At 67.5% G+C, this 14,323-nt stretch carries 7 protein-coding genes, 1 tRNA gene and 1 pseudogene; 8 read left to right on the forward strand and 1 reads right to left on the reverse strand.

Features of this window, described 5'->3' with window-relative positions; all coding sequences use genetic code 11:
• Positions 1 to 451 precede the first annotated feature (451 nt).
• A pseudogene (locus ACFRJ8_RS10395) lies at positions 452 to 1,050 on the reverse strand (TetR/AcrR family transcriptional regulator).
• A 285-nt stretch (positions 1,051 to 1,335) separates the two neighbouring features.
• Between ACFRJ8_RS10395 and ACFRJ8_RS10400 the strand changes: the two are divergent.
• The 8 genes from ACFRJ8_RS10400 to ACFRJ8_RS10435 all read left to right on the forward strand — a co-directional run bounded on the left by ACFRJ8_RS10400 (position 1,336) and on the right by ACFRJ8_RS10435 (position 14,295).
• Positions 1,336 to 1,407: transfer RNA gene (locus tag ACFRJ8_RS10400), tRNA-Gln, on the forward strand.
• A gap of 42 nt (positions 1,408 to 1,449) precedes the next feature.
• Entirely contained in the window at positions 1,450 to 2,964 is a 1,515-nt protein-coding gene (glmU, locus tag ACFRJ8_RS10405) for a bifunctional UDP-N-acetylglucosamine diphosphorylase/glucosamine-1-phosphate N-acetyltransferase GlmU (protein WP_377986026.1), read from the forward strand.
• 5 nt (positions 2,965 to 2,969) lie between these two features.
• Positions 2,970 to 3,950, forward strand: a complete 981-nt coding sequence (locus ACFRJ8_RS10410; RefSeq protein ID WP_026537748.1) for a ribose-phosphate diphosphokinase — start codon at positions 2,970 to 2,972, stop codon at positions 3,948 to 3,950.
• Positions 3,951 to 4,233: 283 nt separating this feature from the next.
• Entirely contained in the window at positions 4,234 to 4,833 is a 600-nt protein-coding gene (locus ACFRJ8_RS10415) for a 50S ribosomal protein L25/general stress protein Ctc (protein WP_377986027.1), read from the forward strand.
• A gap of 160 nt (positions 4,834 to 4,993) precedes the next feature.
• Positions 4,994 to 5,581, forward strand: a complete 588-nt coding sequence (gene pth / locus ACFRJ8_RS10420; protein ID WP_377986028.1) for an aminoacyl-tRNA hydrolase — start codon at positions 4,994 to 4,996, stop codon at positions 5,579 to 5,581.
• Positions 5,582 to 5,803: 222 nt separating this feature from the next.
• Complete coding sequence (locus ACFRJ8_RS10425; RefSeq protein WP_377986029.1) at positions 5,804 to 8,548, forward strand: LuxR C-terminal-related transcriptional regulator; 2,745 nt, start codon at positions 5,804 to 5,806, stop codon at positions 8,546 to 8,548.
• Positions 8,526 to 11,252 (forward strand): LuxR C-terminal-related transcriptional regulator, encoded by a 2,727-nt coding sequence (locus ACFRJ8_RS10430; RefSeq protein ID WP_377986030.1) that lies wholly within the window; start codon positions 8,526 to 8,528, stop codon positions 11,250 to 11,252. The genes ACFRJ8_RS10425 and ACFRJ8_RS10430 overlap by 23 nt, the downstream gene beginning before the upstream one ends.
• A gap of 301 nt (positions 11,253 to 11,553) precedes the next feature.
• The gene (locus ACFRJ8_RS10435) at positions 11,554 to 14,295 is read left to right on the forward strand and encodes a LuxR C-terminal-related transcriptional regulator (protein WP_377986031.1); all 2,742 of its coding nucleotides are present in this window, start codon (positions 11,554 to 11,556) and stop codon (positions 14,293 to 14,295) included.
• The last annotated feature ends 28 nt before the right edge of the window (positions 14,296 to 14,323 follow it).

Below are 14,323 nucleotides of genomic sequence, written 5' to 3' on the forward strand. Positions count from 1 at the left end.
GGCCACAGGACATGTCGCGCTGCGCAGACCAACACTGGGCATGTCCCTTGGAGGGCTGAAAACCGACAGGACATGTTCCTCGGCGCGGGCCAGTGATGGGCATATTGGTGTTATGTCCAGTTTTCGGGACCAGCGCCGGGCATGTCCCTTGCAAGGAAGTTCAAGCGGCTCAACGCGGCCACTACGGAAGTTTCTCGGAGGGCTGGAATGGCCACAGGACATGTCCCACTGCGCAGACGAACACTGGGCATGTCCCTTGGAGGGCTGAAAACCGACAGGACATGTCCCACGGCGCAGACCAACACTGGGCATGTCCCTTGGAGGGCTGAAAACCCGCTGGACATGTCCCACGGCGCGGGCAAGTGATGGGCATGTTGGTGATATGTCCATTCCTGGGGACCAGCACTGGGCATGTCCCGCGGCAGCATCCGCGCCCCAACCACCCCGGGATTCAGTTCTGGCTGTGGAGCCCCGGATCCTTCTGCAGCCCGGTCAGGCCATTCCATGCCAGGTTCACGAGGTGCGCGGCGACTTCGCGTTTGTCCGGCGTGCGGCTGCCCTGCCACCACTGGCCGGTGGTCGCAACCATTCCCACGAGCATCTGGGCGTACATGGCGCCGTCGGCGGGGCTGAAGCCGCGGCGGCCGAGCTCGCCCTCGAGGATGCGCTCCACCCGGGCCGCCACCTGCGAGAGCAGCGTGGAGAAGGCGCCGTCCGGATGGGACGTCGGCGCGTCGCGCATGAGGACGGGGAAGCCGTCGGTCCGGTCCTCGATGTAGGTCAGCAGGGCCACGGCGGCCCGTTCTAGCAGGACCCGTGGCTTGGCGTCCTCGGCCAGGGCTTCATTGATGGAGGCCAGCAGGAAGTGGAACTCACATTCCACCACCTGCGCATACAGGCCTTCTTTGGAGCCGAAGTGCCCGTAGATCACCGGTTTTGAGACGCCGCGGAGGCGGCGATTTCGTCGATGGTGGTGCCGTCCAGGCCGCGGAGAGCGAAAAGCCCCCGGCCGATACCGATCAACTGCGTGCGGCGCTGCAGGCCCGTCATGCGGGGCCGGACAACGTGGCGAGGGGCACGCGCGTGCCTGCGGCTACCGCCGTCCGCCCCGCCGGATGCGCCTGCACTCTTGCTCACGGCACCATCATGCCCTACCGTCCGGCCGTACCGGCCCGCACCGGCCCGCACCGGCCCGCACCATGCCCTACAGTCCGGCCGCACCGCCCGCTACCGTCCGGCCGCACCGCACGCCGCCCTTCTCGCGGCGCTGAGTCGCACGAGCATCAACCTTCGTGGCAGAATTGGTTCTCGTGCCACAGGTCATGCCCGGCACGATCCGCTCTGGTGTAATGGCAGCACCCCGGCCTTTGGAGCCGTGGAGTATAGGTTCGAGTCCTATGGGCGGAACTGGCGAGACACACTGCGCAACCAAGCAAGGAGAGCCAATACGTGAGCCCCGAGAACACTGGCCCAGCCGCCGTGATTGTCCTAGCTGCAGGGGCCGGTACCCGGATGAAATCCCGTACCCCAAAAATTCTCCATGAGATCGGCGGCCGCTCCCTGGTCGGCCACGCGCTGCAGGCGGCCCGCAGTATCCACCCCCGCGAACTGGCCCTCGTGGTCCGGCATGAACGCGACCTCGTCGCCGCCCACGTCGCCGCCCTCGATCCGCAAGCCCTGATCGTGGACCAGGACGATGTGCCCGGCACCGGCCGCGCGGTCGAGGCCGCTCTGGCAGCCCTCGATGCGCTCGACGCCGAAGGTCCGCTGAGCGGCACAGCCGTTGTCACGTATGGCGACGTCCCGCTGCTCACCGGCGGACTCCTCGCCGAGCTCGTCGCCACGCACGAGGCCGAGGGCAACGCCGTCACCGTCCTCACCGCCGTGCTCGACGACGCCACCGGCTACGGCCGCATCCTCCGCGCCGAGGACGGGACCGTCACAGGGATCCGCGAGCACAAGGACGCCACCAGCACCGAACGCGAAATCCGTGAGGTCAACTCCGGCATTTACGCCTTCGACGCCGCCGTGCTGCGCGACGCGCTGGTCCACGTCACCACGGACAACGTCCAGGGCGAGAAATACCTCACCGACGTCCTCGCCCTGGCCCGCGCCGCGGGCGGGCGCGTCGCCGCCGTCGTCACCGAAGACCGCTGGCAGGTCGAGGGCGCCAACGACCGAGTCCAGCTCTCGGCGCTCGGAGCCGAACACAACCGCCGCATCGTCGAAGCCTGGATGCGCGCCGGCGTGACCGTCGTGGATCCCGCCACGACGTGGATCGACGCCACGGTGAGCCTCGACGAGGACGTCCGCCTCCTGCCTAACACGCAGCTGCACGGTGCCACCACGGTGGCGCGCGACGCCGTCGTCGGTCCGGACACCACGCTGACCGACGTCACAGTGGGGGCGGGCGCGAAGGTGATCCGCACCCACGGCTCCGGCTCCACGATCGGTCCGCGCGCCAGCGTGGGCCCCTTCACCTACCTGCGCCCCGGCACCGTCCTGGGCGAGACCGGCAAGATCGGGGCGTTCTACGAAACCAAGAACGTCACGATCGGCCGCGGCTCCAAGCTGTCCCACCTCGGCTACGCCGGAGACGCGGAAATCGGCGAGGACACCAACATCGGCTGCGGCAACATCACCGCCAACTACGACGGCGAAAAGAAGCACCGCACGGTGATCGGCTCGGGTGTGCGCACCGGTTCCAACACCGTGTTCGTCGCTCCCGTCCGTGTGGGCGACGGCGCCTACAGCGGTGCCGGCGCGATCATCCGCCAGGACGTCCCGGCCGGCGCCCTCGCCGTCACCCTGGCCAAGCAGCGGAACTCCGACGGCTGGGTTGCGGCCAACCGCCCCGGTTCCGTCTCCGCCGCCCTGGCCGAGTCCGCCCTCGCCGGATCCGACAGCGCCGCGGGCGCCGCCCCAACATCCTCCACTACTCCGGCACCGACAGAAGAGGGCTAGCAATAATGAGCGAAATTACGGCACACGGCGAGAAGAAGCTGGTGCTGGCCGCGGGGCGTGCGCACCCTGAGCTGGCCAAGGAGATCGCGAAGGAGCTGGGCACCGAACTGCTGCCCCTGGACGCCTACGACTTCGCCAACGGCGAGATTTACGTGCGGGCCGGCGAGAGCGTCCGAGGCACCGACGCCTTCGTGATCCAGGCCCATCCGGCCCCGCTGAACAACTGGCTCATGGAACAGCTGATCATGATCGATTCGCTCAAGCGGGCCTCCGCCAAGCGCATCACGGTCGTGTCCCCGTTCTACCCCTACGCCCGCCAGGACAAGAAGGGCCGCGGCCGCGAGCCGATCTCGGCGCGGCTCGTCGCCGACCTGTACAAGACCGCCGGCGCCGACCGCATCATGAGCGTCGACCTGCACACTTCCCAGATCCAGGGCTTCTTCGACGGCCCCGTGGACCACCTCATGGCCATCCCGCTCCTGGCCGACTACATCCGCACCCGGGTCGGCTCGGACAAGGTCACGGTCGTCTCGCCGGACACCGGCCGCGTCCGCGTCGCCGAGCAGTGGGCCGAGCGCCTCGGCGGCGCGCCGCTGGCCTTCGTGCACAAGAGCCGGGACCTTACCGTGCCCAACCAGGCCGTCTCCAAGACGGTCGTCGGTCAGATCGAAGGCCGCACCTGCGTCCTGATCGATGACATGATCGATACCGGCGGAACCATCTCCGGCGCCGTCCAGGTGCTCAAGAACGCCGGCGCCAAGGATGTCATCATCGCCGCGACCCACGCCGTGTTCTCCGATCCGGCGGCCCGCCGGCTGTCTGAGTCCGGCGCCCGCGAGGTAGTGGTCACCAACACCTTGCCGATCACCCCGGACAAGCGCTTCCCGCAGCTGACCGTGCTGTCCATCGCGCCGCTGATCGCCCGCGCCATCCGTGAAGTGTTCGACGACGGCTCCGTCACCAGCCTGTTCGACGGCCAGGCCTGAGCCGCGCCTCGTCCCGCCGGCCGGCCGGAGGGCCCGGTTTTAGAAACCGGGCCCTCCGCTGGTAGCCTTGTACCGAAACCTTGGCGAGGGAGAGCGCCGGTAGACCGTTTGCATTAGCTGTATTCACGGTCAACCGGATTGCTGGTCTCCGTTATCGACTGGGTCTGAATCTCCTTCTGAAGGGCAGCTGCACAGCAGCCCGGCGTTGAAGGTCGTGAACAGACCTCCGCCCTTGCTGAACACCGTTTAGTCCCACAGCTTGAAATCCCACGAGGAGATATCCATGTCTGAGCAGAAGCTCGCAGCAGAAGTCCGCACCGAATTCGGCAAGGGCTTCGCCCGCCGCGCCCGCATGGCCAACCTGATCCCGGCCGTCATCTACGGCCACGGCGCCGAGCCGATCCACATCACCCTGCCGGCCAAGGCCACCACCCTGGCTGTCCGCACCGCCAACGCCCTGCTGACCCTGGACATCAACGGCGAGCAGCACCTCGCACTGGTCAAGGACATCCAGCGCAACCCGATCAAGCAGATCATCGAGCACCTCGACCTGCTGACCGTCCGCACCGGCGAGAAGGTCACCGTTGACGTCCCCGTCCACCTCAGCGGCGAACTGGCCCCGGGCAATGTCCACAACCTGGAAATGACCACCGTTTCCCTTGAGGCCGAGGCAACCCACCTGCCGACCGCCGTCGAGGTCAGCATCGAAGGCCGCAGCGCCGGCGAGCACATCCACGCTTCCGACCTCGTCCTGCCTAAGGGCGCCACCCTGCTGGCCGACCCCGAAGCGCTCGTGGTCAACATCTCCGAGGCCATCGAAATCCCCGAAGAGGGCGAAGAAGGCGAAGCAGCTGCCCCGGCAGCCGAAGCAGCAGCCGAGTAATTCCGGCGAATTTACCGGTGGCCGGGTCCCTCAGGGGCCCGGCCGCCGTCGTCTCCGGTGCAGTCGGCTGCCGCGCCGCCCACTCCCGGAGCCGGCTTCCCTGCCTGACACGTCCCGCCTGACCGTCCCACCCTGCCGCGTCCCACCGAAGGACTGATCCATGACCGACACCTGGCTGATCGTAGGCCTTGGCAACCCCGGATCCGAGTACAGCCACAACCGGCACAACGTCGGTCAGATGGTCCTGGACGAACTCGCCTCGCGCGTCGGCGGCGGCTTCAAATCGCACAAGTCGCGTGCCCAGGTCCTGGAAGGGCGGCTGGGCATCGGCGGACCCCGGATCGTGCTGGCCAAGCCGCTGTCCTATATGAATGTCTCCGGTGGCCCCGTCTCGGCCCTGGCCCAGTTCTACGGCATCGACCCTGACCATGTCATTGCCGTCCACGACGAGATCGACATCCCCTTCGACACCGTTCGGCTCAAGATCGGCGGCGGCGAAGGCGGCCACAACGGTCTCAGGGACATCTCCAAGGCCCTGGCCACCAAGGATTACCTGCGCGTGCGGGTGGGCGTCGGGCGTCCGCCCGGCCGGATGGAGACGGCGGACTTCGTCCTGCGCGATTTTTCCGCCCCGGAGAAGAAGGAACTGCCCTTCCTCATCGACTCAGCGGCCGACGCCGTCGAAGTCCTGGTCAGGGATGGACTGCTGGCCGCCCAACAAAAGTTCCACCCGGCCAAGGCCACGTAATTACGGCCCGAACCTAAGCGTGGCCAAGTGCCCTCCAGCGCAGCCATCCGGCCGCGCGGCAGGCGCCGCACGGATTAGTTGCATACGCATTACGTGTTTCCTTTCCAAGCTTTCTGCATTCCAGCTATGATCTGTCTACTCTCATGTCGGGGGATAGGGATACGCTACTTCTAAGTGGGCAGTCTGGGGTTGCTGTCTGCAAAGCAGTACGAAGGAAACTACATGTCGAGGGATTCGCTGGGCTGGGGGAATGTTTCCACTACATTGGCACCCGCCGAAGAAGAACATGCTGCCGGTCCGGTCGCGAGGCACGGCTGGTCCGGTTTGGCGCGGCACGCTGATGCCGAGCGTGTCCGCAAGGAACTGCTGGCGCAAGACCGGATGGGCGTTGTCATCACGGGCGACCGGGGTGTCGGCAAGACGCTGGTCGGCCGGACTGCCCTCGGGGGATTCGGCCCCGAGGTGTACACCATCCAGCTCCGCAGCTCGGGGCCTGGTTCGGCAACCCCGTACGGTTGCCTCGCCTTCACCCTTGCGCGGCTCCCGCAGAGCTCCCTAGGCTCGCCGACCGCCATCTTGCACGGGATTACCTCGCTGATCCGCGACGACGCCGCCGGCCGCCAGTGCGTGATCCTGCTCGACAATGCCGGGTCCCTCGACGAACTCAGTACCGGGGTTCTGCTGAACCTGCTGCAGACCCGGACCGCCCGGCTGATCGCAACGGCCCAGCGCACCACAGACCTTCCGCCGGACTTCTACTGGCTCATCACCTCGGGCCAGCTTGCCGAGGTCCGGCTCGCCAACCTGACCGAACTTGAAACGCTCGAGGTCCTGCAGTCAGCTCTGGGCCATCGGGTCTCGACGGCCCTGGCAAGCCAGCTGCATCAGCTGGTCGGCGGCAGCCCCACGCTGCTGCAGGCCGTCGTCTCCGAACAAATCGAACGCGGAAACCTCGTCTTGTCCGGATCCGTGTGGACACTCGTCGACGAGGTCGTGCTCGATGGCCGGACGGCGCTGGAGGATATTGTCCGGGCCAGGTATGCCAGGGAATCGCCGGAGGCCCGCGAGGTCATCGACGTCCTCTCATGCGCCCGGACGCTGCCCCTGTCCCGGCTCGCCAGGATGTACAGCCCCGGAGTTATCGCGGACATGGAAGAAGCCGGCCAGATCGTGGTCGACCGCACGGACCGGCACCTCGTCACGCTGGGCGACCGCTACCTCGGTGACATTGTCCGCAACTGGCTGAGCGTGGAGCGACGCCTGGAGCTCCGGGACAAGGTCCCCGGGCACCAGGAACATGAGCTGGATCAGCTGACAGTCGAGGATTTGCTGGCCTACGCCGCGTGGACCCACGACTGTAACGCCCAGCTCGCGCCCGCCCACGCTGTCGCGGCTGCCAGGGCCGCCGTCAAGCTCTTCGACCCGAAGTTTGCCCTCAAGTGCGCCGGCAGCCTGTCTCCCTCGGACCCTGAGTGGGCCGAGGGTCAGCTCCAGAAATCGGCCGCCTACCTCCAGCTCGGGCTGCCATTGCAGGCCATGTCCGCGCTGGACGATGTCTCCGAACGGAAGGTCAACGGCCTCGCGGCCGAGAACTTCGCCGAATTCATAGCGGCGAAAGCCGACTGCATGGCCTGGCTGGAGGACCGTTCCGGCCAGGTCCCCGAACTGCTCCGGCAGGCCAGAGTCCGGCTCCAGGACTTTAGCCTGGACGAGCCGCCCGCCGCCCCGGCGGCACTTTCCCGGGCCGCGCTGTCCCTGGATCTGTGCGAGTTCAACTACTTCTCCTTCATCGGGGATTTCGAGCCCATCATGGAGCGGCTCACCACCGCGGCCACCACGGACGTCCCGGGCGCCGATCCCGTGCACCGGCTCAGATCGGCCATCATCCTGATGGAGGCCTGGTCCCTGACCGGCCACGAACTCGATGCCCGCAAACTCATGCGGGAGATCGGCGGACAGCTGGGCGAGTGGTCCAACGTGCCGCGCATCCGCGAAAACTTCGCCTGGCGCTCCTTCAACGTTCTGCTCATCTCCGGCCTGTGGCGCCAGGCCATCGACATGCTCAAGGACGCGAGCGGCCGGGCAGGGCACGGGCTGCATTCCGGCAGCGCCGCAACCGACCTCGCCGTCGGGCTCGCCTACGTTTATGCCGGCCGGGGATACATGGCACTGGACCCGCTGCTGGCCGCGATCGCCCAGCTGGAGGTCCGGGCGAGCCTGCAGTCCCTGCGCCAGGCCTACGCCGCCACCGCTTTTGCCTACGCTCAGACCGGCAACTCCGTCCAGGCCACCATCTACCTGGACCGGGCCCGTTCGGCTGACGGCCCGGCTCGCTTCACAGTCGCCACTTCCACGGAGTTCTGCCTGGACATGGCCTCGCGATGGCTCGGTGACCCCGACGCCAAGGACCGGCTGGTGCGGTCGGCTGAAGCACATTTCCGGAAGGGCCGCCACACGCTTGCCGGCATCTGCATGTTCGGAGCCACCGTCAACGGAACCGTCAAGGATTTTCTTTTCATGGAGGAACTCGCCGGCCTGCGGCAGGGTCCCCTTGCCGAGCTGTCCCGAACCGTCGCCGTCGGCAGCCGGAAGAAGGACGCGGCGATCATGCTCGAAGCGGCCGGGCAGGCCGCGGCCCTGGAACTGGACGCCGTCCAGGCCAGGTGCGCGGCACTCGCGTTCGACTACGCGAAGGGCGCCGGACTGACCGCCAGCGCCAACGCCGCGTACAGCATGCTCGAGAGTCTCTCGGAATCCGTTCCGGCGCTGCCCGTCATGCCCCGCAACAAGGGCCCGCTGCTGACGGAACGGGAGCGGCAAATCGCCACCCTTGCCGGGAACGGGGTCTCCAACAAGGACATCGCCCTGGAAGTGGGCATTTCCGTCAGAACTGTGGAGGGCCACCTGTACCAGGTGTTCACGAAGCTCGGCGTTTCTTCGCGAAGTGATCTGCTTGGACTCATCTAGGGGGCCGGCGGGAAGCCCCGGCACGGCGCCGACCCGCGCCTTGACCGGGAGGTCGGAAGATTTGTTGTCGGCAGTCGAGGCCCTTCAAGGCGGCAGCCATGTGGCCGTGTTCGTCCTCGGCGACAGTGGAATGGGCAAGTCCAGGCTTATCGAAGCCGTTGTGGCGGAGCTGGGCGGCGAGGTGACGCCGGTGCCGATCCACGGCAGCGCGTCGCTGACCAAGGTGCCGTACGGTGTCCTTGGCCCGTTCATCGTCGGACTGCCGGTCCAGGAAGCAACATCGCAGCTGGCCGTGTTGAGGACGCTGTGGGCGCACCTGGAGGAGCAGAAGCGCGCCACCCAGAAGCCCCTGCTGCTCGTCGTCGACGACGCCCACGACCTCGACGAGGCGACGGCCGGGATCCTGGCGGAACTGGCTGCGGCCGGCTGGGCGAAACTGCTCGTGGGGGCGGCCGCCCGGCCAGGCCTGCCGGAACCGCTCCTGCAGCTGTGGTTTGAAGGCATCGCCGAACGGCACGACCTCCGCCCGCTCACCCTTCCGCAGACCACGGAGATGCTGGAGGGGGAGCTCGGCTCGCAAGTGCTGCCGAACGTCGCCGAGATCCTCTGGGAGGCCTCCGGCGGCAACCCGATGCTCCTCAACGGGCTCCTCGACGACGCCAAGAACGACGGGACGCTGCTCCGGCGCAACGGTGTCTGGTTGTTTACCCGACACCTCAACAGCCACGGCGAACGGCTGACCGACGTCGTGCGCCGCCAGCTGCTGCTGCGCTCGCCGGAAGAACGGCAGGCCCTCAATCTGGTGGCGCTGGCGGAACCCGTGGCCAGGGACCTCATCGAGTCTGTGGCCGGCGAAGAGGCCGTGGGATCGCTGATCGACAGCGAACTGATCCGCGTGACGGACCGCGCCACCGGAGAGCTGCGGCTGTGGCACACCGTGTACGGCGATACGCTGCGGAACCTGATCTCGCCGGCGCGGAGCCTGCAACTTCGGCAGAGCCTGCTGCGAAAGATGGACAGCGAGCCGACGTCGGCCGAAGGACTGCTGCGCCACGTGAGCTGGTCAATCGAATGCGGTGCGGAGGTCGAGGACCGGCAGCTCCTTCGGGCCGCCGTACTGGCCAGCCGGCTGTACGAGGATGAGCTCGCCCGAAAGGCTGCCGCCCTGGTCAAGGATCCGGAACTGCAGATGGCGGCCCGCGCCGTGATAGCACGGACGCGCTACAACGCCTCCGACTACCTGGCGGCGCGGGACATCCTCGACGCCGATTTCGGCAAGGGTGACAGCATCCCCGGGCTCTTGGCGGGATCGCTCCTGTGGGCCGCCGTGATGTCGGCGTTGGGCCACGCGCCGACGGAGATCATGAAACGGGCACAGGTGCTCCAACGTGCCGCCGAACGCCTCGCCGAGGCCAGGCCGGATGACGCAGAAGCCATTATTCGCGCCACAAAGGAGCGCCTGGCCACGATGGAAGCCATGGTCCTGGCGTTGGCGGGCGAGTATGCCGCGGCCGCCACGGCGGACGCCCCGGCTGCGGCAGAGACGGGTGCCGCTACCCGGCCGGCCAACACCCTCGAAAAGGCGTTTCTACTCTGCCTCGAGGCGGATCGGCTCCTCGCCGGCGGCAAGGGACTGAGCGCCCTCGCGGTGATGTCCCGGGCAATCGAGGCCGCCGGAGCCGATCACGATGAGCTCTACTTCCTCACCGACTTCCTGGTGGTCCGTTCCGCCGCCGCCGCAATCCACTCCGGGGACTGGCAGGGGGCGGAAACGCTCCTGACCAGCTTTGTCGCGGCATCCGGGCCCAGCCTGATTTCCTTTGGCGGGGGAGTCCACGCGGCCCACGGCATCATCCTGCTCTACCAAGGCAAGGCCGCCCAGGCCTTGAACACCCTGAGCGCCGCGCTCGAGGCTTTGCGGTTGACCGACCCCCAGCAGCTGTTCGCCCTCACGGCGGCCATGGCCTTCGCGGCCGCCGCCGAAGTCGGCGCCCAGGCGAAGGCGGAGCTTCTCCTCGCCGATTTCGAGGCGGCACCTGCGGCCTTGCCGCGGTACATGCGCTCGCTGGCCGCGATGGCCGTGGTCTACGGAAAAGCCCGGCTCGGCAACTACCCCGGCGCCATCGCGGAACTGAAGCGGCTCGGACACCCGGACCCGGACATGGACACCCCAGGCCTCGAACTCGACGCGCTGGCCTTTTGCCTGGAACTCGGGGACACGGACTCGGCGCCGAGGCTGCTCGAACTCCGGGACGGGCTTGAGGGCCCACGGCCCGCCGCGATCTGCGCGTACGCCGCAGCCATCAGCACGGACAACCCCGCAGACCACCTTGAGGCCGCGAAAACCAGTGAAGCTGCGGAACTGTGGACCTTTGCCGCCCTTGCCTACGACGCCGCGGCGCACGCCTACCGGGCCGCGGGGGACACACTGAGAGAGCGCATGGCGAACTCCCAGCGGAAGCGGTGCCTGGACCGGGCCGACGACCTCCCCGGTGAGGACGCGGCCAAGAGCGATGACTCGCTTGGCATACTGACCCGTCGCGAGCGCGACATTGTGGCGCTCGCGGTACGCGGCCTCACCGACCGGCAGATTGCCGCCGAGCTCCAAGTGTCCGTGCGCACGGTTGAAGGCCATCTCTACCGCAGCTACGCCAAGCTCAACGTCAAGGGCCGCGAAGAACTTCCCGGCATCGGCGGACGGTAGCAGACGGAGGCCAGCGTACAAGCTGCCGGCCGGGGGCGGCTTCCGGCCGTGTAAGGCGGCCTGCCGGGCCTGCGGCAGGCCGATTTTCCGGTTTCCGGGACGATACCGTCAGGGACACGCGAGACGGGATTCCGACTACTTGCTTTCGGCCACGCGGCGCTCGGGTCCAACTGAGTACAGCTACGTAGAGCCAGCGGAATACTTGGTGCGTAATCGAGTACTACTTACGCATACCGAAAAAACGCGTAGTCCCTACCGTTGAGGTATCACCGCTCACACTTTGATAGCGAAGGTCTCTCATATGTTCCAGCAAGATGCCGGCTTGCCCGCGGGCAGCGGTCAGACAGAAGCCATTTTTCCCGCGCCAAGAAACGGATATGGACGGAACAAAGACAAACCCTTCACCCGCCAGCAGGTTGTTGCCGACGTCATCGAAACCCTGACGTCAGGTTCCGGCTGCGGCATAGTGCTTGTGGGCGACCACGGGGCCGGCAAGTCTTTTATCGCCCAGCGCGCCCTTGAGCAGCTCGGCGATGATTACCTGGTTGTCCAGGTCAGGGGCAGCTCCATTTCCTCCAAGCTTCCCTACGGGGCCCTGAGCGTCCTCCTCAACGACCTCGACGCCTCCCATCTCGAGCACCCCCTGATGGTGCTGCGCGGACTGACCCAGCTGCTCCACAACAAATCCGAGGGGCGGCGAATCATCCTCTTTGTGGACAACGCCCATGACCTCGATGAGCTCTCGAGCATGATGGTGGCCCAGCTGAGCGCGGGGGCCCATGTCACCCTGTTGGCGGCGTGCGTGGACATGCCCCACGTCGGCGGCGACATCATGGGCCTGTGGAAGGATGACCTGCTCCGGCGGGTAGACCTTGGACCGTTCGACTTCGCCGAGACGGCCGCAACGCTGAATCACGAATACGGCGGCCGATTCTCCCTGACCGCAGCCCGGGCGCTGTGGAGCGCGAGCGGGGGCAACGCCCTGTTCCTCCATTCGCTCGCCCGGGAACAGATCAAGCTGGGCACAGTGGTCCGCCACGACGGCGTATGGTTCCTGGGCAACGGCCCCATTGCCTTGACCGGCGAGATCCGGGACGTCGTGAAGGCACGCCTGAACCGGCTTGGCACCGGCCAGCGCGACGTCTTTGAACTGCTGGCACTTGCGGGCTCGGTCCCGCTGCAGACCCTCATGCTGATCGCCAACCCGCAGGACATGGACGCGCTCCAGGAGCGGGCCCTGATCCGGGTCACCCATGACCATCCGCCGATGGTTAGCGTCGCCAACCCCGTGACGGCCGGGATCGTCGCCAGCGTAGTCCCGCCCGGCCGCAGCGCCGAACTCCGCCGCCGGCTTACGGCCGTGCTCCAGGAGCCGACCGCCCTAGAGGCCGGCAGCGCGACCGGCGTCGCCTGGGCGCTGGACTGTGGAGAGCAGGTGCGCCCGGAAGTGGCCCTGGCCGCGGCCCACACCGCGAACAGCGCGTCCGACCCCGCGGCGGCGCTGCGGTTCATTCAGGAGGCGGAAGGAAGCGAACGCCCCCTCCTGACGGCCATCGAATCGGTGAATGCCCACATTTTGGTGAACAACGCGGAATCCGCGCGGCGGGTTCTGGACGCCCTGGATGACGCCGCCTGCCGGGAGCTGCCAGTGTCCGATTGGGCGGCCCTACAGCTCCTGCGGGCAGAGCTGGAAAAGCGCAGCCCGGTCCCGGGATCCGATCCCAAGGCCCGGCTGCGCGAGCTCGCGGAGCGGCTGGCGGCAGATCCGGAGCAGCACACCCCTGCGGTGGACGCGGCCCGCGAGCAGCTGCGCCTGGCCGAGGCCGAGCTCGCCGCATTCCAGGGACGCTACGCCGATGTCCTGGCCGCGACCGAGCATGTGGACACCACGGACCTGGGCAGCGAACTGCGCATCGTGACTGCCAGCGTCCGCACCGAGGCCCTCGCCGTCACCGGCAACGCCGTGATGGCGCTGGCCCTGGGAAAGCAGGTCCTGGCGGCCACAACCAACGTGCCCCTCACGGACCGTGCAATCCGTGAGGTAAGGGGCAGGTTCCTGCTCCTGCTTCTGCTCTCGGCAAATTTCCGGGAAGCATCCGCCTATCTTGACGAGACCTACGGGGGCGCCGAGCCCCAGACCCGGCTCGGCGGGATGTTCGAGATTGGGCACGGCGTCGTTGACCTGTACGCCGGCCACCTGGACGACGCCCTCTCCCGGCTGCAGGCCGGCAGGTGGCAGCTCCGGGCCCAGGACACCGATGCTTTGACCGGGCTGGCCACGGCAGTCTGTGCCTATGCCGCCGCGCTCCAAGGCGAAGAAGAGACGGCAGGCCTCCTGCTGGGCGACCTGGACCAGCCGCGGCCACCCGCGGCCTGGCTGGCGGAACGGCTCACGCGCTACTTCGAACTCTCGGCCCAGGCCGAGCTCGGCCAGCGGGCAGCATCCATCCGCGCCCTGGCAGCCGAGGCGGAGAGCGACACGGAATCCTCGGCCGTGGCCCCGGCGCTCCTGTTCCAGTCCGCCGCCACCAGGTTGGGAGACCGCCAGATGGGCCACAAGCTCGGCAGCCTCGGTGGCCGGGTGACCGGGCAATTCGCGGCCCTGTGCTCGAGGCTGGCCGAGGGCATGCGGGAGGCCGACAGCGAACTCTTGCTGGGGGCGTCCAAGGACGCCGACACATCAGGCAACGCCGTCTTCGCCCGGGATGCGGCCCGGAAGGCCGTCAGTTGCGCGAACGACGCCGGTAACCGGATCGCACTGCGGATCGCCCAGCGGACGCAACAGTCGCTTGATGACAAGTTCGGCAGCCCCAAGAACGGTCTGCACTCTCTCACCACCTCGACCCTGACGGCGAGGGAATGTGAAGTGGCCGTCCGGGCCGCTGCCGGCACGGCGAACCGCAAGATCGCAGAACAGATGCATGTATCGGTCCGCACGGTGGAGGGGCACCTCTACCAGGTGTATTCGAAGCTGCATGTCGCCAGCCGATCGGAACTCAAAGATGTCATCTCAACTCCGGCAGACAGCGCCCGGCTCGGCTGAACCCGGCAGAATCCGGTCGGCATCCCGG

This window comes from Arthrobacter sp. NPDC056886 (genome assembly GCF_042788715.1).
GTDB lineage: Bacteria > Actinomycetota > Actinomycetes > Actinomycetales > Micrococcaceae > Arthrobacter.

Bases quoted from the DNA above. Each gene is read 5' to 3' on its own strand.
- ACFRJ8_RS10425 (WP_377986029.1), top strand. From the start codon at position 5,804: ATGTCGAGGGATTCGCTGGGCTGGGGGAATGTTTCCACTACATTGGCA.
- pth (WP_377986028.1), top strand. From the start codon at position 4,994: ATGACCGACACCTGGCTGATCGTAGGCCTTGGCAACCCCGGATCCGAG.
- ACFRJ8_RS10435 (WP_377986031.1), top strand. From the start codon at position 11,554: ATGTTCCAGCAAGATGCCGGCTTGCCCGCGGGCAGCGGTCAGACAGAA.
- ACFRJ8_RS10410 (WP_026537748.1), top strand. From the start codon at position 2,970: ATGAGCGAAATTACGGCACACGGCGAGAAGAAGCTGGTGCTGGCCGCG.
- ACFRJ8_RS10415 (WP_377986027.1), top strand. From the start codon at position 4,234: ATGTCTGAGCAGAAGCTCGCAGCAGAAGTCCGCACCGAATTCGGCAAG.